Genomic DNA, 25,879 nt, shown 5'->3' with positions numbered 1-25,879 from the left:
ATTCGCCTAGTAATATTTTTTTACCTCAGCTTTTTTTGATAACTCATTTACAACTTTCAAATAGTTTTCTTGTCTTTTTATCATTTGATAAGTACTTTTAACTTGTTCTTTCATTTCATCAAAACTTGCTTTATGTTCATGTTTATCATCAAGCTTAATTATGTGATATCCAAATTGAGATTTAACTACTTTAGATATTTCACCAGCATTAATAGAATCAAGTCCTTCTTGGAATTCTTTTACCATAACTCCCTTAGGAAAAGTTCCTAGGGATCCTCCATTTTTACCTGATGGATCTATTGAATATTTCTTAGCCGCTTCTTTAAAATCTAATCCATTTTTTATTTCATCTAAAATATCATTTGCTTTTTTCTCATCTTCTACAAGTATGTGACTTGCCGTATATGTTATAGGAGAAAATAATGTTTCTTTGTTCTCTTCATAATATGATCTTAATTCGTCATCACTAACTTCAACTTGATCAAGTATCTTATGCATTGCATAGTTTTTTAGCATATTATCACGTACTAAATCAAGTTCTTTTACAAAGTCTTCTTCCTCTTCCATTTTTTTCTCTTTTGCATCAGCAAGTAATAGTTCTTGATTTACAACTTCATCGGCTAATACATTAAAACCTTCTGGTGAATTAAATCTCTCACTATCTTGCATACCTTGCATCAGATCGTAAACATCTGATTGATATATTTTTTTACCATTAACTTCTGCTATTAACTTATTTTCTGTCATTATATCCTCTTTACTAATTCTATCCTATTATCATATATCTTAATGTCGTTATTCTTATAAAGTCTTCCTATAGCTCTTTTAAAACTTGATTTACTCATTCCAAAAGTAGCATCAATCTTTCTAGGACTAGATTTATCAGATAAATAAACGACACCATTATTATCATACAAGTAATCTAAGATTTTATCACTATCATTATTTATTTCTAAATAAGCTCTTTGTCTTAGTGATAGTTCGATCTTGCCATCATCTTTAACTAATTTTACCCTAGCTTCGATAAGTTCTCCTTCTACATGAACTCCTTTTAGTTCCTTTATCCTTAAAAGTGAATCATACTTATCATCAATTGCAATAAATGCTCCAATAGACTTATTGATTGAATAAATTCTACCACTAACTTCATCATTTTCTTTAAAATCATGGTCAGTTGATAATAGATCTCTTATCTTTGAAGTAAGATAAACATATCCATCCTCATTTTCTTTAAAGGCAACTGGATAGACCATATCTATTATAACTCTATAGGTTCTTTCAATAAACGGCATAAAAATATGGTTTTTATTAGGCATTTGAAAATAAACACCTTTTTTATCTATATTAGTCGCTTTTAAATCATAGATAGCATTTATTTTGTAAGGAAAATCACAAGTAGCTTTTAAGATGTTATTAAAATCGTGATATAAATAGGCACGAACTTTATCTCCTTGATTTAAATATTTAACTTCTTTTTTATCTATTACTGCATCTCCCAACTTAGTTGCAAGGTATGCTTTATTTTTACTAAATCTTTTGATTTTAAATTCTTTAATTGCTAACTCCTATCTTAATTCTTTAACTGTAAATCCTTCTCCTAATACCTCAGATACGGAATAAGAGAACATAAAAGCCTTATCATCCATATCTAGTATACTTTCCTTAATAGCAGGATACATTTTTGTATTTATTATAGCCATAATAATTTTCTTTTTATTAGATGTATAGCCACCTTCAGCATGTAGCAAAGTTACTCCTCTTTGATATTTATTAATAAGAAGATCAGTTAATTCTTCGTATTTATCACTTATTATAAGTACTGCAATTTTTCTATCTAGGCCTTGAATAACATAGTCTAAACTTATCAATTGTATCATTATTGATAATACTGCATATAATGATTTTTCTAACCCAATTACCATAGTAGATAAAATAATTACTGTTAAATCAGTCAAAAATAAACTAACATGTATAGGAAAGTTTGTGTACTTGTTTAAAATAGCAGCAATGACATCAGTACCTCCTGATGAACCGCCATTATAAAATATGAGTCCTAGACCAAGCGCTATAATTATAGGTCCAAATATAACATTTAAAATCATATCATTCGTGAGTACAGTTTCTGGGAATATAGTTTCTAGAAGTATAATAGTTGCGGAAACAGTGGCAGCTGATAATACAGATTTTTTTGCAAATCTAACACTTACTAGCAATGCACCTAAAACTAAAACTATAATATTTAAAACAAGATTTAATAAGCCTACATTCACATTTAATATTTGCGCTAATACAAGAGATAAGCCGGAAATTCCTCCTGCTGCTACATTATGTTGAATTAAGAAAAAGTATAGACCAATAGCCAAAATTACTGAGCCTATAATTATATAGATATTCTTTTTCATAAAATGTCCTCCGCAAATTACTACTAAAAGCTTATCACAAAAAACTTATTTATACAATTTAAAAATAAAAAAAGGAGGAACTAATCCTCCTCAATCCATGTTGGGATAAACTGGTTAAAATTATCATACATATTTAACAAACCCTTAATATCTTCATCATTTAAATCAGTCTTCTTATTATTTCGATTATCAACAATATTAGTTAATATTATATAAGCTTGATAAAGAGACAAAAGCCTAAAAAATTTAACTGGTACTTTTTCATTTTTGAAATATTCTTCAAAGACTCCATTTGCAAAATCTTTGCTTATTAAGGCAGCTTGATTTATATTTACAAAATCAAAAGTTTTATCTCCCCGTTCTTCACTATTTATATTAAATTCTATTTCATCGCCTATTTTAATATTTTCAAAATTAATTTTTCCCAAAATAGAACATGCTTTTAAATTCTTTGTTAGGTGTTTATTGTCATTGATATAATCAATTAAAATATAATCATCATCTCCAATAAATTCACTGACTCCGTGAATATAAAATAAATAATTAGCTTTTGTATTAAACATTTCATACCAGTCTGCGTTAGAACACACCTGTTTATTATGATAGTTATGAAGATATTTGCCAAATTGTATACCCAGCTTATAGTTATCATTTGCTTTATGGGTTTTCAAGAACTCACTTAAGGTCATTTAATGTCAACTTCCTTATTTACATATTGTTATGATTTTTTATTTTCTCTTCTATTTCTTCAACAGTTTCTAACTCTAGCAAGCTATTAGAGAATTCTTCTTCTTCTTTTAAGCTTGATTTTAGAATAGTATCTTTAACTTCAGCAACTTTTGAAGATGATGCTGAAAACTCATCTAAACCTAATCCTAATAACAATTTTGTAGCTTCTGTGTCTGAGGCAAATTGCCCGCACATTCCAGTCCATTTACCAGCTTTGTGAGATTCATCAATTACATGTTTAATAGCTCTAAGAACTGCTGGATTAAAATTATTATAAAGATTATTTATATTTTCATTTCCTCTATCTACAGCCAAGGTGTATTGTGAAAGGTCATTTGTTCCTATAGAGAAGAAATCTACATATTTTATAAATTGATCAGCCATAAATACTGATGCTGGTGTTTCCACCATTATACCAACTTGTAAATCTTTATTATAGTCAATTCCTTTTTCCTTAAATTCTTTTTTGATATCATCAATTAGTTCTAATGATCTCTTAAATTCTGATATATTGATAACCATAGGAATCATTATTAAAATATTACCATAAGCTGAAGCCCTGATAAGAGCCTTAAGCTGAGTTATAAATATATCTTCTCTATCCAAACATAATCTAATAGCTCTGTAACCTAAGAAAGGATTGTCTTCTTTTGGGAAATCAAAATAATCAAGTCCTTTATCCCCACCTATATCAAGAGTTCTAATTATTAGGGGCTTTTGACCTAAAAGCTCTGTAGCTTCTTTATATACTTCAAATTGTTCATCTTCGGTTGGAAAATGATCATTTTCCATATATAAAAGTTCTGTTCTGAATAATCCTACTCCATCGCAACCATTTTCTATAGCTATCTTTAGATCTTCAATATTACCTATATTTGCAGAAACTTCTATATGCTTCCCATCAGTAGTTTCTGCCTTTTTATCCTTAACTTGACTGAGTCTATTGCGTTTTTTTTCTTGTTCTTCTAGTTTTTTCTCATATTCTTTTAATAGTTCTTCAGATGGATCTAAAATAATAAAGCCTTCATTTCCATCTATAATTGCCTTTTGTCCATTTTTCACTTTTTTAGAAATATCATTCATTCCCACAAGTGCAGGTATATCAAGAGTTTGAGCTATTATTGACGTATGGCTTGTTTTTCCACCTAAATCTGTAGCAAAACCAACTACATTTTCTTTATTCATATTAGAAGTATCTGATGGCGTTAATTCTTTTGAAATTATGATTGATTCTTCATCAATTAATGATAAGTCTTTTGGTTTAATTCCTTTGAGTTTATACATTAATTGATATCCTATATCTTTATAGTCAGATGCACGTTCTTTTAAATACTCATCATCTAGTTGACTCATTATTTCAACCATTTCATTTATAGTTTCATTTAAAGCAAGTTCCGAATTTTTATGTTCATTTTCTATCTTTGAATTAATTGTATCTGAAAAATATGGATCTTGAAGTAATTCTTTATGAGCATCTGCTATGTGAATTTGAGCTTCGGAGGCTCCTTTTCTATCATTAAGCTCATTTATATAATCATCAATAGAGTTTTTTACACGTAATTTCTCTTCTTCAACCATACTATCAGTAATTTCAGATTTATCTATAGCAACTTCTTCTCTATTAAATAAATAGATAGTACCTATAGCTATTCCATTACTGGCTTTAATTCCTTTGTATTTTGTATTCATAATTATCCTTTCCTAAATATTTTAATAAAAAAAGGATACTTAATCAGTATCCTTAATTCTTTAATATTATTCTGATAAGTTATCTATAAATTCAACTAATTCATCTGCAAATTTATCTTCGTCTTCACCTTCAACGATTAGTTTGATTTCAGTTCCCTTCGCAATACCAAGGCTCATAACGTTGAATATTGATTTAGCATTTGCTTCTTTACCATCTTTGATGATTTTAACATCACCAGGATAATTTTTAACGAATTGCACTAATGATGCAGCTGGTCTTGCATGTAAACCAGTTTCATTTTTGATAACTACATTTCTTTCTGCCATAATAGCCTCCTAATATATTCTATATAATTATTATAGTGGTTTGTTACTTAATTTTCAACTTGCTATAGTGTAGACTCTCTTTGCTTAATGGTACAGTCCATTATCCAATCTTCATGGAGTATATCTTCTTCTTTTTTGATTCTTTTTATAAGAGCTCTTATTGCTATTGCTCCTACATCATAATAAGGTATCTCAACGGAAGTTAAATTCGGTCTATAAATACTTGCTATAGTGCTATCACCAAATCCTGCTACTGATAAATCTTTTGGTACATGAATTCCATTGTCTGTACAATAATCAATTAATCCAATAGCCACTTCGTCATCAAGACAAGATACAGCACTTATATCATTTTCTTTACATACTTTAATAGTCTCCTTACCTATTTTATACCCATCATCACTACTTCTGCCTTCTGTATTTAAGATATAAGTATTTTTTTCATTCTCTTCACAAGCTTTCTTATAGCCTTCCAATTTAGCATTATTTAAGGCATTATCTTCATCTTGATTTATAAATAATACTTTTTCGTGTCCTTGATCATAAAGATATTTAACCAAATTATATTCTTCTTTCGCGTAATCAACTTTTACTGAACTAATTGTCTTAAATGATTGATATCTATCTAATAGTATGAAAGGTATCCTTGTTTCTCTAAGTTTTAGTAAAGTATCATCTGATAAATTTTCAGTTATAACAACTAGACCTTCTACTTGTTTAGTTGCTAAAAAAGCAATTGAATTATTTAAAGCTTCTTCACTTCCATAAGAGCTTGATAGTAAGATATCGTATTTGTATACTCTACCTATTTCTTCAATTCCTCTTATCAGTTGAGCCATATATTCTATTCCTATATCTTCAACTATTACTCCAACTAAATTTGACTTTCTCATAACTAGCGATCTAGCTAATTCATTTGGTTTAAAATCTAATTTTTCTATGGCATCTAATACTTTTTTTCTTGCTTCTGGACTTACAGGCTTAGAATTATTCATAACCCTAGAAACTGTAGATATAGAAACACCCGCAAGCTTAGCCACGTCTTTTATGGTAGGTTGTCCCATAGTCACTTCCTTTCCTAACAAAAAAAGGTCACCTATCGATGACCTTTGTTGTTTTTTATCTACCGGATATTACATTTTTAACTATATCAACAACATCTATGATTAAGCTTGAGTAATCACTAACAGATGCAATACCAGCACCTACTGTGTCAATACTATCTACTGCAGTTTCTCCGACATAATTTACAGTATCTCTAATGTCATCAGTAATACTATTTACATTAGTCATTGTATCATTTGCTTTAGCAATTGCCATTCTTAGATTAGGATCTTGAACAACTGTGTTTACATTACTTACTAAACTATTAGCTTGATCAACAACACCAGGAAGTTTTTCGATTACTTGGTCGATGTTATCTTCATTTTTATCTACAACTCCTTGGAATTTTTTTACTAGTTGATTAACACTCTTAAGTGTTATAATTAAATACACTAGAGCTATAATGCCTACTATAGTAAGTATAATATTTCCAAGAAGATTAAAGTTAATTGTTAGCATTTAATTCTCCCTAGTTTTTTTTCTTATTTTTATTTTTTGTATCAATTTCTACTTTTACTTTTTCATCAGCAGCTTTTGCTTCATTTACTTTTGCTTTTGCCTTATCAGCTGCCTTATCTGTACTTTCTTTTACTTCTTCTTTACTTTCTTTAGCTAAGATTTTGTTGTTATCATGTTTTTCATCTACAACTTCTTTAGCATCAGTAGCACCTTCTTTAACATCTTCTGCTACGTCTTCAGCTGTATTTGTAACTATTCTTCCTACTTCAGAAGCTCCATCCTTAACGTTATCTTTAACATTGCTAGCTGTTTGAGCTACAGATGAACCTGTTTGTTTAGCAATTTCTCTGCCTTGTTCAAATCCTTCTCTTACTGGTTCTAAATCAGTATAAGCTCTATATTTAAAGTCTTCATAAGAGTCTTTTGCATTATCAACCATATCTGAAGCATTATCAACTAAATCATTTGTTGTTTCTTTTACAGTTTTAACTGTTTCATCAAATGCTTCTCCGATATCTTCACGAGTTTCTTTACCTGATTTTGGTGCAAGTAATATACCAGCAGATACACCAACTAATGCTCCTATAAGAGCACCTTGAGTTCTCATTCTGCTATCATGATTTTTTGCTTTCCAAATCTCGTACTTGATTTCTCTTTGTTTAGAACGTGCTTGTTCTTCAATATAATCTGCTATTGACATATATATCTCTCCTTTAAGTTTTGCTAATGTATATATACCCACTAATTTTTATGTATAACACATTTATTATATAAATAAAAACAATCCTAAGGTGGCCCTTACTTTAATACCTTCTTGTTTGTGAAGGTGGGCAAGCTGTCTAGCATTTCTGAAGTCCACTCAGCGGAGGCTTTTCATCCAAACTAGAACGACGCAATCCCTTATAAAAGTTGTAGGTTTAAATTCGGACCCATTCGCCTTAGGATGTTATAATTATAATATAGACAAAAATTATTTGCAAATAAAACTTTTTCACAAATTCTACTTATATCTTATAAACAAGATATTTACACTTATGCAAATTATTTCATAAAATGTTTATCTTTTTTAGAAATATATAAATTCATACAATGCATTTCTCCTATGTTATAATGTATCTATGAGAGGATATGATAAATGAATAATGTTATAAATGTAATTAGAAATAAATCAAAATATAGTAAAAATGTTTATTATAAAACAAAAGAAATTTTAGAAAATTATGGATATCAAGTTAGTAGCACTTATGATTCAAATGCTTGTTTAAACTTAATTATAGGTGGAGATGGGACATTTTTAAAGGCAGCTCATGATACAAACTTTACAAATACCCCCTTTATAGGAATTAATACAGGTCATCTAGGTTTCTACCAAGAAGTAGAAGTTAATGAGATAGAAAAATTTGTTAAGGCCTTTAAATCAGGAAATTACCATACGCAAGAGCTTACTATCTTACAATCAACAGTTAATAAAAAAAGAATGGATTCCTTAAATGAAGTTGTTGTAAAGAGCAATAGAAATCAACTGATAAGATTAAAGGTATTTATTGATGGCAATTTTATAGAAAATTTCTCAGGAGATGGTTTGATAATTGCTACTCCTCATGGTTCAACTGCTTACAACTTATCTTGTGGAGGATCGATTCTTCATCAGTCTTTAAAAGGATTTTCATTAACTCCAATTGCCCCTGTATATTCGAATTTAAACAACGCCTTGGTTAGTCCAGTTGTCTTACCTCACGATGCAACTGTAGATATCCTAGTATCAAAAAGAGATAATTATCATACAGTATTTTTATTTGACGGAAAAGAATATTCTAGTAAAGATTATAAGATCAGTATTAAGGTTTCTAATAAGACAATAAAAAAGCTTATCCTAGATAAAAATCACTACTGGACTAATATCAAGAATAAGCTTTTATAATCTTATACTAATTTAATTTAACCTGATTAAATATATCAAACATCAAATCTCTGGCAATTGGAGCTGCTGTCACACCTCCAGTATCTCTAGAATCCTCTAAAACTATAGCCACTGCAATTTGTGGATCATATGCCGGTGCAAATCCAACAAACCAGGCATCTATGAGCCCATTTGATTTATCAGCACTTCCTGTTTTACCAGCAACTTGAATCCCATTTATGTATGCAGCCTTTCCAGTTCCTTCATTTACTACATCAACCATCATATCTCTTATAGTCTCTGCAGTATCTTTATCAGTAACTTTAGATAAAACTTTTTCTTTAGCTTTATATATTTTTTTATCATCCTTGCTTATAATTTCTGCTACCATATAGGGTTGCATCATTTTACCATCATTTGCTATAGCTGAAGTTACCATCGCCATGTGAAGTGGTGTTACCTGACTCTTGCCATAACCAAACCCAGTCATAGCTAAGTCTACTTTATTAAGCTCTTTATAAGGGATAATGGAGTCATATTTTTCTAAGTCAAAAGGATAGCTTTGGTTAAACATAAATTTATCTGTAGTTTTACTAAAGGCTTCTTTTCCTATGGCATCTGTTTTTGCTGCAAAATAGGTATTAACAGAATAAATAAATGCTTTTCTTAAATCAAGAGCACCAAATACCTGATCACCAAAGTTTTTAATTTTAAAATTTTGTATTGACTCGCTTCCTTGATCAGTATAATTTTGATCTATATTATTATCTAATATTGAGCTAGCAGTAACAATTTTAAATGTTGATCCTGGTCTATAAAGCCCCGCTGTGGCTCTATTAACTAAAGGACCTTTGTTATTTGCAATCAAGTTATCCCAATTAGCATCGACTGAATTCGGATCAAATGTAGGATTAGAAACTAAAGCATAGACTTCACCTGTTTTTGGATTCATAACTACAGCAGCACCTACATAATTGCTCATATAATTATAAGTTAGATTTTGTATGTTTTGATCAATGGTAAGATGTAAATCATTACCTGTGTCATTTTTGACAACCATTTTTCTAAAGCTACTCATATCATCATCTCGTAGATTGAGTAATTCTTTATTAAATGATTTTTCTATACCAGTTTTACCGTAGGTCTTGGAGTTATAACCTGTAATTGTTGAACTAACCTTACCATAATTATAATGGCGGATAGAGTTGCCTTCATAGTCTTTATCACTATAGGCTAAAACATTTCCATTTCTATCATAGATACTTCCTCTATTAATAGCATCCTCATTAACCCATAATCTTCTATTATTATCATTTTGAGCAATTGATTTTGCTTTAAACAATTGAAAATATACTAAATAAATAGCTAGGCCCATAAATAAAATTACAAAAAATATCATCACAAATAGCAATCTCTTATTTAGAGTTGACTTTGATAATACCTTTAGTTCCCTACTATTTTTTATCCTCTGTTTTTCCTCACTTTGCTTAACTTTATCTATAATACTTTTATTAGAAGACCTCTTTTTACTGGCCTTACGGTTTTTCTTATCAGTCATCTAATTCATCTCCATACTTAATTTCACTTGCACAATATTGTAAACATCCTAGGAGTATAAATCCAGAAAGCATGGATGAACCACCTTGTGATATAAAAGGTAAAGTTACTCCTGTAAGAGGGATTATCTTTAATACACCTCCTAAAATTATAAAAGTTTGAAGGGCAAATAAGACTCCTATACAAAATGCAAGTGCGCTGTAAAATTTATCTTGTTGGCTTAGAGAAATTTTAAAGGCCCTATAAACTAAGATCATAAATAAAAGTATAACGGCAATCCCCATAAATATACCCATTTCTTCTGATATAGCTGAAAATATAAAGTCAGACTCTGCAACTGGTATGTAGTCTGGATGACCTAAACCTATACCTGTACCAAAAAGTCCCCCACTTGCAAGTGCAAATAGTGCTTGCGTTATCTGATAGCCGGTAACATTTATATCGCTCCATGGATCAAGCCATGTTGCAACTCTTATTCTAACATGTCCAAACATAAAATAAGCAAGTATTGAACCAAAGATCATTGCTACTATGTTTATAGTTATTAAGACCCTATCTTTTTCAAAAACAAACTGGCTAAGAATCATAAGCCCAAAAAATATTAGAGCAGTACCTAAATCTTTTTGTAAGAATAAGAACCCTATAAAAATATATATAACTATATTCATATAATATCTTCCAAAAGGTTTCATAGATATTTCATTATATTTTGAATAAAAACTTGCTACATAAAATGCTAGTGGAATTTTTATAAACTCTGATGGTTGTATAGTAATTGGTCCAAGTATAATCCAGTTTTTAGCTCCTCCTATGTATGATCCAAAGACTAAAGTTGCCATAAATAACCCTACTGAAACAATTACATAAAAAAGTCTTATATTATTCCAAAATTTAAATGTTTTCAATAAACCAAAAGTTATAAAAAACAATACTATACCAACTATATAAAATTGTAGTTGTCTTTTGCCAAAAGATGGATCAAGCCTATAAATAATGGCAACCCCTATAGCAAACAGCATATTTACAATCATCAACAATATATTGTCAGCATTCGTGATTTTATTCACTAATGTTGTTGATAAAACAACCACTACCAATAAGGCTAAATATGTATAAAAGTCAGTGCTAGTAATATTGTCTATATTATAAATTAATGCCAAAGATAGTGACAAAAAGGTAAATAGAAATAGTAACACCAAAGACTTTTTTTGATACTTTTTCTCTTTTTGATCTATATCTAATTGTTTACGCATCTTCTTCACCTTGCACAAATAAGAATTGCATTTGTCCTATATGAATTATATCATTAGTCTTAAGTTCTATAGCATCTTCAATTCTTTCATCATTTAAAAAAGTTCCATTGGCAGAAGATAAATCTTCTAAAAAATATATATCTTCATCTTGGATAATTCTTGCATGAAATTTAGATAGATATTTATCTTTTATACAGATAGTATTTCTATCATCACGCCCAATAGTATTATCTTCGCCTATAAAATAATACTCTTGGACTATAAATCTAAAGCCATCTGTTCTATTTAAAAGCTTTAAGTAAGTATCAGATTCCTGTTCTTTTTTTAGTGTAGTTCTCACATCATAATAAATAATTCTTATAATAGAATATATGAAATAAAAAACTACAATTACAAATATGTATTTTAATATTGTAGAAAATAATTGATATAATGTTAAATTTCCGAGTACCTTCACTGAAAAAACATCATCTATTGCTTTAAAAAATTTCTCCATGATATCCTTCCTTATATATTAGTACATATATTTTACCACATATTAATTATTTTTGAATCAAGATATATATGCATAAAAAAACTGGAGTTTATGCTCCAGTCTTAAAATTTACTCTACAGACTCAATTGTTTCTTGCATTTGTTTAACTAATTGATCTTTTTTGTCTTCTGCTGCTTTTTCACTAGTATCTACTGCATTTACATATATTTTGATCTTTGGTTCAGTACCAGATGGTCTTAGTGCTAGCCAAGAATTGTCATCAAAATAATATTTAAGAACATTAGATTTTGGAAGGCCTGTTTCATCTAGCTTATAATCAACTATTTTTTCTGTACAAAGACCAGCAAGACCTTCTAGTGGATTGTTACGAACATATTCCATAATTCTTCCAATTCTTTCCTTGCCATCTAATCCTTGAAGAGTTATAGATATTACATCATTTGCATAGTATCCATGTTCTTTATATATTTCATCTAAAACATCAAGAAGCGATTTTCCTTGTTTTTTATAATAAGCTGCCATTTCTGATATCATCATTGCAGAATTTACAGAATCTTTATCTCTAACAAAGTCCTTATAGTTATAACCAATAGACTCCTCAAAACCAAATACAAATTTACCTTCACCACTTTTTTCAAGTTCATTTGCTACTGCATAGATATTTTTAAATCCTGTCAACACATCGTATTTTTTTACGCCATATTTTTTACAAATAGGAGCTATGAGATCTGTTGTTACCAATGATTTTACTACAGCAGCATTTTCTGGCAATTCACCATTCTCCTTAAGCGCTGATAGGATGTAATTTGTGAGTAGAGATCCTATTTTGTTTCCTGTTAGAAATACATATTGACCATTATCGTCTTTAATTTCAACAGCACATCTATCCGCATCAGGGTCTGTTGCAAGTAACAAATCTGCTCCAACCTCTTTACCAAGTTTTTCCGAATATTCAAAAGCTTCTGGCATTTCTGGGTTAGGATAACCTACAGTTGTGAAGTTTGGATCTGGGTTTTCTTGCTCAGCTACAACATGAATATTTTTAAATCCCCTCTCATCTAATATACGTCTTACAAGTTTGTTTCCAGTACCATTTAGTGGAGTGTAAACAATATTAATATCTTTATCTATATCATTATCATTTATAGTACAAGCTAAGATTTCTTTCACATAATTTTCGATTAGACTATTAGGTACCCATTCTATAATTCCATCTTTTAATCCTTCTTCAAAATCTACACGTGGTATTTCAAAAAAGTCTGGATGCTCTTCTATATGTCCTAAAATTTTATTAGCTGTTTGATCCAAAATTTGACTTCCCTCAGAATTGTAAGCCTTATAACCATTATATTCCATTGGATTATGACTTGCTGTAACCATTACCCCAGCACTGGTTTTTAAATGTCTTACTGTATAAGATAAAACTGGAGTCGGTTGGATTTCTCTATGTATATAAACCTTTATTCCATTTGCAGCAAAAACTTCTGCAGCTATATGAGCAAAGTCCTCTGATTTATGACGTACATCATAAGCTATAGCAACTCCAGCTTTTTTTGCTTGTTCACCCATTTCAGCAATAGTATCTGCAAATCCTTGACTAGCTTGAGCTACCATATAATCATTCATTCTATTAGTTCCAGCTCCAAGCTTTCCACGTAAACCAGCTGTACCAAACTCTAAAGATGAATAAAATCTATCTTTAATCTCCTCATCATTGCCTCTTATTTCTTCTAATTCTTTATGAGTATCTTCATCAAATTTATCATTGTTATACCACAATTCATAATTTTTTTTATAATCCATTTTTTATTCTCCTATTTTATAAACATTTACCGAACGTTCTTCTAAGCTTATAGTCTTTACTTTACTATTATCTTTACCCTCTTTAGAGAAAATTCTCTTAATTTCTAGATTTTTACATTCTAAAAAAACTGATATCTTCTCTTTACTAATATTTAAAGTACTATTGCCAGCATTAATTGCTACTAATATATAAGTCTTATCAGTTTTAATTTTATAAGCTATAATCGAATTATCTAAGCCATCTATAAAAGTAAGATTTTCTCTAATTTTATCTGGATCAGATTCGTTAAAAACTTTTAATTCTTTTCTTAAAGATATTATATCCTTACTATAATTAAATATGTTTTGATTATCTTGTTTTTCTTTCCAGTTAATAGCATTTATAAAAAGTGGTGAATTGTATGAATTTCTATCATTGTGCTTACTATGATTAAACTCATTTCCTTCATAAATAAAGGGCTTACCATAGGATAACATTATTAATCCCATAGCAAGTTTTACATAGTCATTAATTTTATCCAAATCATTTATAGATACTTGTAACTTATCATATAAAATCAAATTATCATGACAATTAAAGTAATTTATAGTCTCTGAAGCATAATCGCAAAATCCATTCCTACTCTTATCATAATTGATTGATCCTGCTATTCCCTCTTCAATGAGGTTTTTTAAACTATAATTACCTTGTACATACCCAATGCCATATGAATCAGTGTCTCCCTTTATTGCATCTCTGTAAACATCATTAAAAACACCAAATCCATTAGACCTTTGGCTACCTTTAACTGTATGCTTATCATAAGCAAGTGTAGTATCTAATGCCATCCAAGGTTCTCCATAGATTATTAAGTTAGGGTTTATTTTTCTTAATTCTTTTAAAGCAAGCTTTATGGTATCAACATCCACTAAAGCCATAAGATCAAATCTAAAACCATCTATTTTGTATTCATTAACCCAATGTTTTAGAGAATCAATTATTAGCTTTCTTGCAAAAGGCCTTTCACTAGCTAGCTCATTGCCTACTCCAGAGCCATTGGAAAAAGTACCATCATTATTCATCCTATAGTAATAATTAGGAGCTAGAGTATTTAGGTTAGAGTCATAAGATTTGAAGGTATGATTATAAACAACATCCATAATAACAGCTATATTTTTTTGATGAATGGCTAAAATCATCTTCTTTAATTCTCTTACACGTGAAAGTGGATTATTAGGATCAGTCGAGTAAGAACCTTCTGGTGCAAAGTATAGTTCTGGATCGTATCCCCAATTGTAATTATCGTCATCAAAAAATCTCTCATTTGATTCATCAACTGATATAAAATCATATATAGGTAAAAGCTGAACATGAGTTATTCCAAGTTCTTCTAGATTATCTAGACCTGTTTTAAATCCATTATATCTTGTATTTTTTTCACTAATTCCTAGATATTTCCCACGATTTCTCACACCGCTTGTCTCATCTGCCGTATAATTTTTGACATTCATCTCATAAATTATAGCTTCATCTTCTACTATAATTGGAATCTTACTAGACTTAAAATCTTCAGGATTAGTCTTGTCCATATCTATTACTACAGAATACATGCTATTTATAGAGCTTGTAAATGAGTATGGGTCTGTCACTTCATATTTATCCTCGACTATATAAGAATAATAGTAGCCTTCATAGTCACCTTTTAAACTTAATTCCCAAATACCTATTTTATTTTGTTGCATAGCATATATTTCTTTTCTAGGATTGCTATAATCCTTAGATAAAGATAATTTAACCTCTCGTTCTGGTGCAAACACTCTAAACATTGTTTTTTGCTTAGAATAAATCGCACCAAGCTCATAATCTTTTATATCTTCATAGGTTAATTGATCAATATTACTTATCAAAATTTAATTTCCTCTTCTCAGTGTAATCCATATCAAATTCATTGGCCCAAATAATATTACTAATTTGCTGCTTAACCCATTTTTCTTTATCTAAGTAATCTTTAGATATTTTTTCGCGGGCATCAATTAGTGATTTTAGGTCATAGAATACATTAAAAGAATCATTATACATGAGGATCTCATTATAGATTATTTTAAAGTCATAAGGAAATTGCTCATATGATTCCTTTAAAAGTCTTTCTGTGGTATATTTTACTATTTCGTTTTGATAAATAAAATCATTAGCATTATAGAAATTGTTTTCTTTTATAGATTTTATTTTAAGATATGAATCCCCCATAAAATAAAAATCATTTGTTTTATCTACATTTTCTGTTATACCGCCTCTGCTTGTTACTAAATTTGACATATTGAATAACGCATTTAATGTATTAAAATTTTGATTATCTAATAAGGGATGATTAAGATTACTATAAACATCTGCAGCCGGATACAAATATCTTAAATCTCCAACAGAAAGATCTTCTACAAATATAATTTTGATTTTTTCTCTTATAATCTTATCTGATTCTATTAAATTTTTAAGAGCAAAGATAAATTTTATAGTTTCTTTAGCTATAAAATAGCCTTCATTTGCTTTGCCTGAAAATACATATGTCCTAGGAACATAATAAGCATTAGCATTATCTCTTAGATAGTAAAACTGATAGGCAATTGCCATAGCATTAAGTATTTGTCTTTTGCTCTCATGCATAATAGATAGTTGCATATCAAATATAGAGTGCGGATTTATTTTTCCTCTACCTTCTCCCAAAAATTTGATTAATTTAAGTTTATTTTGGTATTTAATTAATTCCAAATCATTTATTAAATCTATATTATTTTTTAATTCTTCTATATTTCTTAAAGATTTAGGATCAGTTATATCTATATAATAAGATAATAAAGTTTTATCAAGATATATATTGGCACTTTTTGAATAAAGAAATCTATCTGTACCAATATTTTTATAACAAACATTTTTCGAATTTTTTTTATCTTCACTTAGAATTTTTGATAAGAAAATATAATCTTTGCTGAGGGCCATATTAATGTATTTAAACAATACTAAACCATCTACTATAAAAGGTGTAAAACCATCTTCCTTAGCTAATTCATTTTGAATCTTAACCATAGTTTCAAAAATATCTTTATTCATTTTTCTAATTTCATCTATAGGATATCTTTCAAAGCTATCATCTGTTGTAGAAAATACAATATGATGGAATATTTCCCTAGTATAAGCTATTGCCTCTTTGATAGTAAAATTATGCTCATCAGTTAAAATCCTTATAAATTCTATCAGCGCTAAAGTAGGATGAATATCGTTTATAACTACATCTGTCTTTTTGTTTATAGTTCTAATGTCATCATAGTATAAAATAAAGCGACGAACGAAATCTCTCATCGCAGATGCTGAGAAAAAATATTCTTGTTTAAGTCTAAGCATCTTACCTTCATAAGTAGAATCATCTACATATAAGAATTCTGTTATAGATGAATTATTTATATAATCATCATAAGCATTTAATAAATCCCCCTTTGAAAACTCGTTAATATTTACACTTAAAGTCGAGTCAGACTTAAATAGTCTAAGAGTATTTATAAAGCTTGCATCTTTTGATACGACAGGCATATCATAGGTTACAGTTTTATGATCTCTTCCATATATATTAATAATATTTGTAAAAGATTTTTTATGTTCCCAATTTGTTCCATATCTTAACCAAGAATAAGAAGATTCAACTTGTTTGCCACCTTCAATAATCTGTTTAAAATTTCCAGATTCATACCTTAAGGCATAGGCTGTTGTTTTAATTTTTTGATTTGTTAGGGCATTTATCAAGAAACTTGATCCTATACCCATATCACCTATACCAAGGTCAGGCTCAGGATCATATGATATTATGGTTTCATAGTCAAAGCCAATTTCACTAAGAGCCTGTCTAATCTCCTGTTCAATATCCAGCTTATAAATAATATTTTCTAAAAATCTTCCTGGCAGATATTCAAAGCTAAGGATATAAACTTCATAATCTTCTTTATGTCTTTTTGTATCAACCCATCTAGTACCTATTATTTCCATAAGATATCTGCATAAACAATCGTAGATTTCGTTTTTTCTAGCTGTCTTTATATCTTTAGCATAAAAAGAATACAAATAATTTTGTATTCTTTCTATAATTATATCTTTGCTTGTAATCATAAATTATGCTCTAATTTCTTCATATAGTTTCAAATACTTATCTGCAGACATCTTCCAATCAATATCTTGGTTCATAGCATTTTCTATTAATCTATTATGAGAATTTTTATCATTTTTATAAATATTAGTTGCATTTTTTATAGCAAATAGTAATTCATGAGCATTAATATTTGAGAAAGAATATCCTGTCCCTTCCCCCGTATATTCGTTGTAAGGAATAACGGTATCTTTTAATCCTCCTGCCTCACGTACTATAGGAAGTGATCCGTATCTCATTGCTATTAATTGACTTATACCGCAAGGTTCTGAAATGGATGGCATCAAATAGAAATCACTTGATGCATAAATTTTATGAGCCTCTGCTCCACCAAAATAAATTCTACTCGCCATTTTCTCAGGATACTTCCAAGCAAAGTATTTAAACATCTCCTCATAGGTATAATCGCCTGTACCAAGCACTACAAATTGAATATCTTCCTGTAGTAATTCATCTAATATATAGCGAACTAAATCAAGACCTTTCATTTCATTAAGTCTAGAAACAAGACCAATCATTGGAACATCTTCTCTTTGTGGTAATCCATACATCTCTTGGATAGCAAGCTTATTTAAAACTTTCTTGTCTAGGGAATTAACATCATAGTTTTGGTCGATTAACTTATCCGTAGCTGGATTCCATTCCTTATAATCAATTCCATTTACAATTCCCGATAATTTATAATCATATTGTCTAATAACACCATCTAAACCTTCTCCATAAAATGGATAATGGATTTCTCGTGCATAATTTTCTGAAACCGTATTTACAGCTGTTGCATGAATTATACCGCCTTTCATAAAGTTTATAGCATCATAAAATTTTAAATCATTTTCATTAAAATAGCCACCATCTAGACCAGCGATCTTCATATTATCAGAGTCAAATACACCTTGGTATTTTAAATTATGTATAGTAAATAAAGTTCTGATATCATCATAATAGCTGTCTCCATGCCTAAAGTCATTTACAAATACATTAACTAAAGCTGTATGCCAATCGTTAGAGTGGATAATATCAGGCTTAAATTCAATTTCCTTTGGTAGTAAAGTGCAAGCCTTTGAAAAGAAAATAAATCTTTCAGCATCATCATCAAAACCATAAGGATAATCCCTATCAAAATATTCCATATTATCTATAAAATAGAAGGCTACACCTTTATAATCTAATTTATAAACTCCAGCATATTGATGTTTCCAGTCAAGATCAACATAAAACTCTGTTATCTTTTCCATTTTTGAACGATAAGTTTCATCTATAGATGCATATAAAGGCAAGACTACCCTTACATCCAATCCATCTTTAATAAGTTCTTGAGGAAGAGAACCTGCAACATCTGCAAGTCCTCCAGTCTTTATAAAAGGTACTGCTTCACTAGTTAGATATAATATGTTCATTCATAGCTCCTGGTTTCTAATACTTCATTTTTACTTGACGCATATGGGTGAGTCCTATTACCAAATAACTTAACATTTTTACCAATTTGGGTGCCTTTATCTGTAATTACATAATTTATTATAGAATCTTCACCTATAACAGAATCTTGAAATATTATAGAGTTTTTGATGACAGCTCCCTTTTTAATTGTAACACCTCTAAAGATAATAGAGTTTTCAATTTCGCCTTCTATAATTGATCCATTAGCAACTAAGGAATTTTTAACTTTACTATCTTTTGTATAGGAAGTAGATGGTTCATCTTTTGACTTTGTATAAACCAAACCATCCTTATAAAATAGCTTATCATAATACTTTTTATCTAAAAGTTTGAAGTTTGCATCAAAGAAAGAATATATATCCATAATAATCTCAAGCTGATTGTTAATTCTATAAAAATCTTTATTTATATCTCCAGGAAATTCAAATAGTGCTGCTAATATTGATGAAATATTATTGACCTCAATAGCATATCTTAAGACTTTTATAAATACTTCCCTTTTAATAAGTATAGATCCTGCAAATAAATCAAACTCATCATTTAGTCCAAGATTGACGCCTGGATTTATTGGCTTATCATTCTCATCTGAAATTATAATTTTTCGATTTAAATAAAATCCATTTTCGTCCGTAGTTTTTTTAGTAAATATCAAGGCGTCAGCATTTGAAGATTTCATTTTTTCTTTTGCATCACTGATATCAACTTTATTAATATACATAGGATTTGTTATAAATACATATTCTGCATTACTTTCTTCAAATGCCATCATAGAATCATAGTAAGTGGTAACTTCTGAAGGATTGGTATCTGTAAAATCTGGAGGAGTTATTGTTAGACCACCATGGCGTCTATTAAGCTCCCAACTTCTACCATTTCCTATGTGATCTAGAGTAGACCTCATCTTATTTCCTGCAAAAAGTATAACATTACTTATGTCATAATTAGATAAATTTGATAATGTAAAATCTATAATTCTATATCTACCAGCAAATGGGAGCATATAGTCAGGTCTTACCTTACATAATTCACCGTAGCTATCTGGGTTAAACTCAGAGCTATACACTAAAGCTAAAACATTATCCATTTTATTCCTCTCCTATTCCTTCAGAACTTACAAGATATACCTTATCAGTTTCGGCATCTCCAATATTTTCTGTTATCTCTATATCCTCAGCTACCACACAATTATAAATCTTGACCCCTGATTTAACCTTTGTCCCATTAAGCAAAACAGAATTGTAAACTTCTGCACCTTTCTCCACTTTGACATTTGAGGATAATACGGAATTTTCAACTCTACCATCAATATCACAAGCTTCATTTACCAAAGCATCTTTAAGTTCACCATTTGGGCCAATTCTATGCGGTGGCAAATTAAGGCTTGTTGTATAAATTTTCCAATCCTCATCATATATATCAAGTTCATTATTAGGATCAATCAAATCAAGATTTGCTTGCCAGAAGCTTTTTACTGTACCTACATCTTTCCAATATCCATCGAATTTATAAACATAAATTGGTTCACCATCTTCTAGCATTTTTGGAATAATATCATGCCCAAAATCATTTGTAGAGTTAGGATCTTTATTATCTTCTATAAGAGCTTTTCTTAAAATTTTCCAATTAAATACATAAATTCCCATGGACGCAAGATTTGATTTTGGTTCTTCTGGTTTTTCTTCAAACTCAGTTATTCTACCATCATTATCAGTATTCATAATTCCAAATCTACTTGCTTCATCCCAATCAACTTCCATTACAGCAATAGTTGCATCTGCACCTTTTTTCTTATGAACATCAAGAAGTTTCCTATAATCCATCTTATATATATGATCTCCAGATAATATTAAAACATATTCTGGATTAACTTGATCTAAATAATTTATATTTTCATATATAGCGCTTGCAGTACCTTCAAACCATTTACCACCTTCTTCTGTATAATAAGGTGAAAGAATTCGAAGTCCACCATTATTTCTGTCATAATCCCAAGCAGAACCAATCCCTAAGTGCTTATTTAAAAGTTGTGGTTTATATTGAGTTAAAACACCTATATCTTTAATCTCTGAATTGGTTGAATTACTTAAAGCGAAGTCTATTATTCTATATTTCCCGCCAAAAGGAACAACCGGTTTTGCCATGTCCTTCGTAAGTGCTTTAAGTCTAGAACCTTGTCCGCCAGCCAAAAGCATAGCAGCTGTTTTATTTGAGTTTCTCATGTGCCCTCCTTCACAAATAAAGTCATATATTCTAATTAATATATAGATACCCGAAAAAAACATTATAAAGAACTAAAAAACCTTTTCTTAAGAAATATTTTACATAATTTAATTTTTTTGACAATTAAATCATAAAAAGTATAATGTAAGCTACATGGGGATGCCTAGGTTTCGACGTGGTCGAATAATCTTTAGTAGCAAGTCGTTTTCTGACACGTAAATCAGTATTTAAATATAAACGCAAACAATAATAGCGAAGCAAACTTCGCACTAGCTGCCTAAGAAACTGGTAGCAATGAATTGTAGGTTTGTCGTAAACTTACAATTTGTTTCATAATTATAGCGACAACTCTCATACCAAAGCTTTGAGATATGAGCAGTAAGATGAAGCTAGCATAAAAACTATTTGTAAGTTTAAGAGTCTTTATGCGAAATCTTTAAACTTACTAAGCTTGTAGAAGCTATTGAGGAGGCTTCCGCGGACATGGGTTCGATTCCCATCATCTCCACCATAAAAAAAGAGAACAGGTTGGAATTGCAACATTTAAAATATATGTTGTCCCCAACCTGTCCCCAATAAAAAAATAAAAAATACTTGGTACAATAAACAAAAAGAGAGGACATTTAGTCCTCTTTTTTCTTACCTTTCACTTCTTCTCTTAACTTATCTTTCTTATTATTTGGAGGTGTACAGTCGACATCTTACTGTCTTTTTCTTTTAAAATAAAGCTTGGTAATTATTAAATGTATGCACACTCCTAACAATTACTCATATAAGGACTATTTAAATCTTTATTTACTTTAAGAAACTAATCTATAGTATGTCGCAGGAAAAATTATTTTAGTATACACAAAAAGGATTTATTATTTTGCAACAACCCAAAAATTATTTTAATACCTCTTTTTAGTTCCAATTTATAGATTTTAATTTATATAAATTTCCTTTTATTGATGAACTAAAGTATTTTTCTTTAGCATAGATCCTAGAAGATAATACATATTCTCCATCATTTACAAATATTTCTATTGAAGATGAGTCAGAAAATATCCTCAAATTATTCATACTTTTTATTATTACTTTTCTATCATTTCTTCCATAACCTGATTCATCTATATATAGATGAAGTATATCATTATTATAAATTAATTTTACATCTTTTCTTAAATATATTTCAAATTCTTTCTCTAAATTATAAGATATGAATTCAAAAATATTTTCTTCATAAGAGTGATATTTTATAATATCAACATTGTCTTTTCTTAGAGCTTTTAATTCTTCAATAGGTGATTGTAAAATCTTATTATCCCTAGCTTTAATCTCTCTCGGAATTGTCAAACAATGTTGCCAATAGTTCTCTATTGTAGGATTGCTATAACTAGCATCAGGCATCCCCATCCATCCTATCAGAATTCTTCTACCTTTTTTATCTTCAAATGTTTGAGGTGCATAAAAATCGAAACCATAATCTAGCTCAGCAAATGTTCCTAGATTATATTTTTTACTTTCTAAATCAATTTCAATTGGAAAATACCCAGATTGGTATACATTTTGATAGTTAAATTCTTCACTTTTTAGACCTTGTGGACAAACTAGTAGGTATTTTTTACCATTAATATCAAAATAATCAGGGCACTCCCACATATAACCAAAATCATAGGACGTTGTTATCTGCATATGATAGGTAAATGTACTCAAATCACTTGATTTATATACTAGAACTAATCCATTATTATCATTACTTCTTGCTCCTAAAAACATATAATATAAACCATTTTCTTCATATATCTTGGGATCTCGCACATGACAGCTCATATTATTCGGATAATCTTTATTGGATAATAACAGCTCTTTTTCGTCAAAATTATATCCATTATCTGATACTATTTTTATAGTGTTGTGTTCTCTTCCTTTGTAGATATAATCATAAGCGCCATTATACTTTACATTTCCAGTGTAAAAAAAGTTTATTTTATTATCTTTTATAACGGCTGAGCCTGAATAGGCACCATCTTTATCTAAATTTGAATCAGCAAATATAAAAGGCTGTTCATAAGTATAATTTATAAAGTCGGCTGTTGTAATATGTCCCCAAATTATATTTTTTCCACTTGCATCAAATGGATCGTATTGAAAATAAATATGGTATTCTCCATCAAATTGACAAAGACCATTGGGATCATTCAACCAGCCTATTTTTTGACTTATATGATATCTTAATCTAAAATAGTCATTTTTTACTGTCTCTAATCTACCTATGGTTTTATTAAATCTATTTTCATAAAACTCTTTACCATACATACTAATTAATTTATAATCCTTAATTCCTTCAGTTTTTTAGTTTTAATAAAATCAATATATATTGTATATTAAACCAGTAAATAAAAAAAGAACCATCAATTAAATGGTTCTTACAATAATAATTTATCTTTGCTTATTCACTCATATAATAAAAGTCATCATCTGGTATAATATCTCCTAATAATGAAGTATCTAAATTTTTCAATCTATCAAGGAAAACTTGATAGGTACCTTTCATTGTATCGCCCTCTATAAAAGTTAGACTTTGATCATTAATCGCTTCTTTAGCTTCTCTATCTGTTAAATTATACATATTTAATATCTCATCACTTGCTACAGGATCTTCTTTTAGTTTATTTGATACTTCTTTGTAAGATTGTAAAAACTGATTAAAAACTTCTTTATTGTATTTTAGGTAGTCCTTATTTACGATAATAATTTCACTTACAAATTCACCTTGAGCTATAGGAATCCAATTAGATAAATCTGATGTATAATAATCATTACCTTCTAATTTTTGATAATACGGATCTTTCATAATAGTTAAAAAATTATGAGATTCATCTAGTTTTTTAACTATATCATTCATATCTTTATAATATTCTATATTTAATTTTAAAAATAAATTTAATGGACCTACTTTTTTATCTACCACATTAGATAAATTCCCTACAGGATCTGCTATATACAAATTTTTCTTCTTTAAATCATTTTGATCATTAATTACACTATCACTGACTAATTTTATATTATCTATAGAACTTATTGCAGCTATCTTAATATTTTGATTTGTATGATTATAAAAATATGGCCCCAAATAACCAGGAACTATTGCTATATCAAAATTTCCTTTTTCTATATCATCTATATAGTTGGAATCTTTAGAAGTCCTTATATTAAAATTTTTATTATCCATATTATCTAAAATTAGTCTTGAAGTAAAGCTTGTAGGATTTATATCAATTTTATCTGACTTAGGATTTTCTTCGCTAACTTCAATAGGATTGGGATCTATTGCTTCTTGACTTTTTCCCTTTGAACAAGAAGTAAATACTAATAGCAATGCCAAAGTTAAAATAATTTTTTTATTCAAGCACTTCTCTCCTATCTTCTATAGCTCGTTCTAAGGTTAATTGGTCAAAATACTCTAAGTTTGATCCAACTGGTATGCCTTGAGCTATCTTACTAATCCTTACATCCTTATCAGCCAATAAATTTGATAAAAATAAGGTGGTTGTCTCACCTTCTATTGTAGATGATATAGCTAACATAATTTCATTAATTCCTTCATCATCTATCCTTTTTATTAGCTTATCTATATTTAATTCTTCTGGACCAATATTATCTGATGGGGATATAAGGCCCCCAAGAACATGATATTTTCCATGAAAAGCGCCAGATTTCTCAATGGCTATCAGATCTTTTACATCTTCTACTACACATATATAATCTTCTTGTCTAGTAATATCCTTGCAAACACTACAAATATCATTTTCAGTGAGGTTGCCACATATTTCACATTTATGAATTTTTTCCTTTACTTCTAAAAGCGCCTTGGAAAATTCTTCTATATCATTTTCATTGCGCTCAACAATATTCATTGCTAAGCGCTCTGCTGACTTGCGTCCTATAGTTGGTAACTTTTGAAATTCTTCTATTAAATTATCTAAACTTTCTGGAAAGACTGCCATTACATAAGTCCAGGGATATTTAGTCCACCTGTAAGTTTACCCATAGATTCACTTGAATATTCATCAGCCTTTTTCATTGCATCATTAACTGCTGCAATAACTAAGTCCTCAAGCATTTCACTATCTTCTGGGTCAATTACATCTGGGTCAATTTTTAGAGAAACTACTTCTCTTTTCCCATTTACTGTAGCTTTTACTACTCCACCACCTGATGTTGATTCAAATTCTCTTTCTTCTATATCTGCTTGAGTTTTTTCCATTTCTTCTTGCATTTTTCTCATTTGTTTCATCATATTATTCATGTTTGGTTGTCCACCACGGAATCCGCCTTTTGCCATTTTATTC

At 29.4% G+C, this 25,879-nt stretch carries 23 protein-coding genes and 1 other RNA gene; 2 read left to right on the top strand and 22 right to left on the bottom strand.

The features are described 5' to 3' along the window. Positions 1-6 precede the first annotated feature (6 nt). The 9 genes from J2Z39_RS04185 to J2Z39_RS04145 form a co-directional block, all read right to left on the bottom strand. Complete coding sequence (locus J2Z39_RS04185; RefSeq protein WP_209813937.1) at positions 7-747, bottom strand: peptidylprolyl isomerase; 741 nt, start codon at positions 745-747, stop codon at positions 7-9. Beyond that, on the bottom strand, positions 747-1,499 hold the full coding sequence (locus J2Z39_RS04180) for a S1 RNA-binding domain-containing protein (protein WP_245325693.1): 753 nt from the start codon (positions 1,497-1,499) through the stop codon (positions 747-749). The genes J2Z39_RS04185 and J2Z39_RS04180 overlap by 1 nt, the downstream gene beginning before the upstream one ends. A gap of 66 nt (positions 1,500-1,565) precedes the next feature. Beyond that, on the bottom strand, positions 1,566-2,402 hold the full coding sequence (locus J2Z39_RS04175; protein WP_117521547.1) for a YitT family protein: 837 nt from the start codon (positions 2,400-2,402) through the stop codon (positions 1,566-1,568). Positions 2,403-2,482: 80 nt separating this feature from the next. Then, positions 2,483-3,091: a kanamycin kinase gene (locus tag J2Z39_RS04170; protein WP_209813935.1), complete on the bottom strand. Its 609-nt coding sequence runs from the start codon at positions 3,089-3,091 to the stop codon at positions 2,483-2,485. A 19-nt stretch (positions 3,092-3,110) separates the two neighbouring features. Next, positions 3,111-4,820, bottom strand: a complete 1,710-nt coding sequence (gene ptsP / locus J2Z39_RS04165) for a phosphoenolpyruvate--protein phosphotransferase (protein ID WP_209813933.1) — start codon at positions 4,818-4,820, stop codon at positions 3,111-3,113. 66 nt (positions 4,821-4,886) lie between these two features. Then, on the bottom strand, positions 4,887-5,147 hold the full coding sequence (locus J2Z39_RS04160) for an HPr family phosphocarrier protein (RefSeq protein ID WP_117521541.1): 261 nt from the start codon (positions 5,145-5,147) through the stop codon (positions 4,887-4,889). Positions 5,148-5,209: 62 nt separating this feature from the next. Further along, positions 5,210-6,211 carry a LacI family DNA-binding transcriptional regulator gene (locus J2Z39_RS04155; protein ID WP_209813931.1) on the bottom strand — a complete coding sequence of 334 codons (1,002 nt, stop codon included), beginning with the start codon at positions 6,209-6,211 and terminating at the stop codon, positions 5,210-5,212. 55 nt (positions 6,212-6,266) lie between these two features. Next, a complete protein-coding gene (locus J2Z39_RS04150) occupies positions 6,267-6,710 on the bottom strand; it encodes a hypothetical protein (protein WP_117521537.1) in 444 nt (147 codons plus the stop codon). 10 nt (positions 6,711-6,720) lie between these two features. Next, positions 6,721-7,410 (bottom strand): YtxH domain-containing protein, encoded by a 690-nt coding sequence (locus J2Z39_RS04145; RefSeq protein ID WP_209813929.1) that lies wholly within the window; start codon positions 7,408-7,410, stop codon positions 6,721-6,723. Positions 7,411-7,845: 435 nt separating this feature from the next. On the opposite strand from J2Z39_RS04145, the gene J2Z39_RS04140 reads away from it, so the two are divergent. After that, the gene (locus J2Z39_RS04140) at positions 7,846-8,631 is read left to right on the top strand and encodes an NAD(+)/NADH kinase (RefSeq protein WP_117521533.1); all 786 of its coding nucleotides are present in this window, start codon (positions 7,846-7,848) and stop codon (positions 8,629-8,631) included. 7 nt (positions 8,632-8,638) lie between these two features. Here J2Z39_RS04140 and J2Z39_RS04135 read toward each other — a convergent pair whose 3' ends face one another. The 9 genes from J2Z39_RS04135 to J2Z39_RS04095 form a co-directional block, all read right to left on the bottom strand. Beyond that, positions 8,639-10,168, bottom strand: coding sequence for a peptidoglycan D,D-transpeptidase FtsI family protein (locus J2Z39_RS04135; RefSeq protein WP_209813927.1), 1,530 nt, complete (start codon positions 10,166-10,168; stop codon positions 8,639-8,641). Then, positions 10,161-11,420, bottom strand: coding sequence for an FtsW/RodA/SpoVE family cell cycle protein (locus J2Z39_RS04130; protein ID WP_209813926.1), 1,260 nt, complete (start codon positions 11,418-11,420; stop codon positions 10,161-10,163). Before J2Z39_RS04130 ends, J2Z39_RS04135 begins: the two co-directional genes overlap by 8 nt. After that, on the bottom strand, positions 11,413-11,916 hold the full coding sequence (locus tag J2Z39_RS04125) for an FHA domain-containing protein (protein ID WP_117521527.1): 504 nt from the start codon (positions 11,914-11,916) through the stop codon (positions 11,413-11,415). Before J2Z39_RS04125 ends, J2Z39_RS04130 begins: the two co-directional genes overlap by 8 nt. 108 nt (positions 11,917-12,024) lie before the next feature. Beyond that, entirely contained in the window at positions 12,025-13,719 is a 1,695-nt protein-coding gene (locus J2Z39_RS04120) for a phospho-sugar mutase (RefSeq protein WP_209813924.1), read from the bottom strand. A 3-nt stretch (positions 13,720-13,722) separates the two neighbouring features. Continuing rightward, positions 13,723-15,606, bottom strand: a complete 1,884-nt coding sequence (pulA, locus tag J2Z39_RS04115; protein WP_342589590.1) for a type I pullulanase — start codon at positions 15,604-15,606, stop codon at positions 13,723-13,725. Next, positions 15,596-17,851 carry a glycogen/starch/alpha-glucan phosphorylase gene (locus J2Z39_RS04110; protein ID WP_117521523.1) on the bottom strand — a complete coding sequence of 752 codons (2,256 nt, stop codon included), beginning with the start codon at positions 17,849-17,851 and terminating at the stop codon, positions 15,596-15,598. The genes pulA and J2Z39_RS04110 overlap by 11 nt, the downstream gene beginning before the upstream one ends. 3 nt (positions 17,852-17,854) lie before the next feature. Continuing rightward, positions 17,855-19,285, bottom strand: a complete 1,431-nt coding sequence (gene glgA, locus J2Z39_RS04105; protein WP_209813922.1) for a glycogen synthase GlgA — start codon at positions 19,283-19,285, stop codon at positions 17,855-17,857. After that, the gene (gene glgD / locus J2Z39_RS04100; RefSeq protein WP_209813920.1) at positions 19,282-20,409 is read right to left on the bottom strand and encodes a glucose-1-phosphate adenylyltransferase subunit GlgD; all 1,128 of its coding nucleotides are present in this window, start codon (positions 20,407-20,409) and stop codon (positions 19,282-19,284) included. Before glgD ends, glgA begins: the two co-directional genes overlap by 4 nt. Before the next feature lies 1 nt (position 20,410). Beyond that, a complete protein-coding gene (locus J2Z39_RS04095) occupies positions 20,411-21,544 on the bottom strand; it encodes a glucose-1-phosphate adenylyltransferase (RefSeq protein ID WP_117521517.1) in 1,134 nt (377 codons plus the stop codon). A 156-nt stretch (positions 21,545-21,700) separates the two neighbouring features. Here J2Z39_RS04095 and ssrA point away from each other — a divergent pair. Beyond that, positions 21,701-22,056: a transfer-messenger RNA gene (gene ssrA, locus J2Z39_RS04090) on the top strand. 392 nt (positions 22,057-22,448) lie between these two features. Here ssrA and J2Z39_RS04085 read toward each other — a convergent pair. The 4 genes from J2Z39_RS04085 to J2Z39_RS04070 form a co-directional block, all read right to left on the bottom strand. After that, positions 22,449-23,843 carry a glycoside hydrolase family 32 protein gene (locus J2Z39_RS04085; RefSeq protein WP_209813918.1) on the bottom strand — a complete coding sequence of 465 codons (1,395 nt, stop codon included), beginning with the start codon at positions 23,841-23,843 and terminating at the stop codon, positions 22,449-22,451. Positions 23,844-23,976: 133 nt separating this feature from the next. After that, complete coding sequence (locus J2Z39_RS04080; RefSeq protein WP_209813915.1) at positions 23,977-24,936, bottom strand: hypothetical protein; 960 nt, start codon at positions 24,934-24,936, stop codon at positions 23,977-23,979. Beyond that, positions 24,929-25,534 carry a recombination mediator RecR gene (gene recR / locus J2Z39_RS04075; RefSeq protein WP_209813914.1) on the bottom strand — a complete coding sequence of 202 codons (606 nt, stop codon included), beginning with the start codon at positions 25,532-25,534 and terminating at the stop codon, positions 24,929-24,931. Before recR ends, J2Z39_RS04080 begins: the two co-directional genes overlap by 8 nt. Continuing rightward, the gene (locus tag J2Z39_RS04070; protein ID WP_117521509.1) at positions 25,534-25,872 is read right to left on the bottom strand and encodes a YbaB/EbfC family nucleoid-associated protein; all 339 of its coding nucleotides are present in this window, start codon (positions 25,870-25,872) and stop codon (positions 25,534-25,536) included. Before J2Z39_RS04070 ends, recR begins: the two co-directional genes overlap by 1 nt. Positions 25,873-25,879 lie beyond the last annotated feature (7 nt).

This window comes from Anaerococcus nagyae, from assembly GCF_017874535.1.
In the GTDB taxonomy this organism is placed as follows: domain Bacteria; phylum Bacillota; class Clostridia; order Tissierellales; family Peptoniphilaceae; genus Anaerococcus; species Anaerococcus nagyae.
Note: the sequence above shows the minus strand (reverse complement) of the source record. Positions and strands in the feature narration are given on the sequence as shown.

Coding starts and splice junctions, on each gene's coding strand:
- recR (WP_209813914.1), bottom strand. CDS start 25,534: ATGGCAGTCTTTCCAGAAAGTTTAGATAATTTAATAGAAGAATTTCAA.
- J2Z39_RS04150 (WP_117521537.1), bottom strand. CDS start 6,710: ATGCTAACAATTAACTTTAATCTTCTTGGAAATATTATACTTACTATA.
- J2Z39_RS04135 (WP_209813927.1), bottom strand. CDS start 10,168: ATGACTGATAAGAAAAACCGTAAGGCCAGTAAAAAGAGGTCTTCTAAT.
- J2Z39_RS04070 (WP_117521509.1), bottom strand. CDS start 25,872: ATGGCAAAAGGCGGATTCCGTGGTGGACAACCAAACATGAATAATATG.
- J2Z39_RS04175 (WP_117521547.1), bottom strand. CDS start 2,402: ATGAAAAAGAATATCTATATAATTATAGGCTCAGTAATTTTGGCTATT.
- J2Z39_RS04085 (WP_209813918.1), bottom strand. CDS start 23,843: ATGTATGGTAAAGAGTTTTATGAAAATAGATTTAATAAAACCATAGGT.
- J2Z39_RS04170 (WP_209813935.1), bottom strand. CDS start 3,091: ATGACCTTAAGTGAGTTCTTGAAAACCCATAAAGCAAATGATAACTAT.
- J2Z39_RS04125 (WP_117521527.1), bottom strand. CDS start 11,916: ATGGAGAAATTTTTTAAAGCAATAGATGATGTTTTTTCAGTGAAGGTA.
- J2Z39_RS04160 (WP_117521541.1), bottom strand. CDS start 5,147: ATGGCAGAAAGAAATGTAGTTATCAAAAATGAAACTGGTTTACATGCA.
- glgD (WP_209813920.1), bottom strand. CDS start 20,409: ATGGATAATGTTTTAGCTTTAGTGTATAGCTCTGAGTTTAACCCAGAT.
- J2Z39_RS04120 (WP_209813924.1), bottom strand. CDS start 13,719: ATGGATTATAAAAAAAATTATGAATTGTGGTATAACAATGATAAATTT.
- J2Z39_RS04140 (WP_117521533.1), top strand. CDS start 7,846: ATGAATAATGTTATAAATGTAATTAGAAATAAATCAAAATATAGTAAA.
- J2Z39_RS04110 (WP_117521523.1), bottom strand. CDS start 17,851: ATGATTACAAGCAAAGATATAATTATAGAAAGAATACAAAATTATTTG.
- J2Z39_RS04185 (WP_209813937.1), bottom strand. CDS start 747: ATGACAGAAAATAAGTTAATAGCAGAAGTTAATGGTAAAAAAATATAT.
- J2Z39_RS04155 (WP_209813931.1), bottom strand. CDS start 6,211: ATGGGACAACCTACCATAAAAGACGTGGCTAAGCTTGCGGGTGTTTCT.
- J2Z39_RS04145 (WP_209813929.1), bottom strand. CDS start 7,410: ATGTCAATAGCAGATTATATTGAAGAACAAGCACGTTCTAAACAAAGA.
- J2Z39_RS04130 (WP_209813926.1), bottom strand. CDS start 11,420: ATGCGTAAACAATTAGATATAGATCAAAAAGAGAAAAAGTATCAAAAA.
- ptsP (WP_209813933.1), bottom strand. CDS start 4,820: ATGAATACAAAATACAAAGGAATTAAAGCCAGTAATGGAATAGCTATA.
- glgA (WP_209813922.1), bottom strand. CDS start 19,285: ATGAACATATTATATCTAACTAGTGAAGCAGTACCTTTTATAAAGACT.
- J2Z39_RS04095 (WP_117521517.1), bottom strand. CDS start 21,544: ATGAGAAACTCAAATAAAACAGCTGCTATGCTTTTGGCTGGCGGACAA.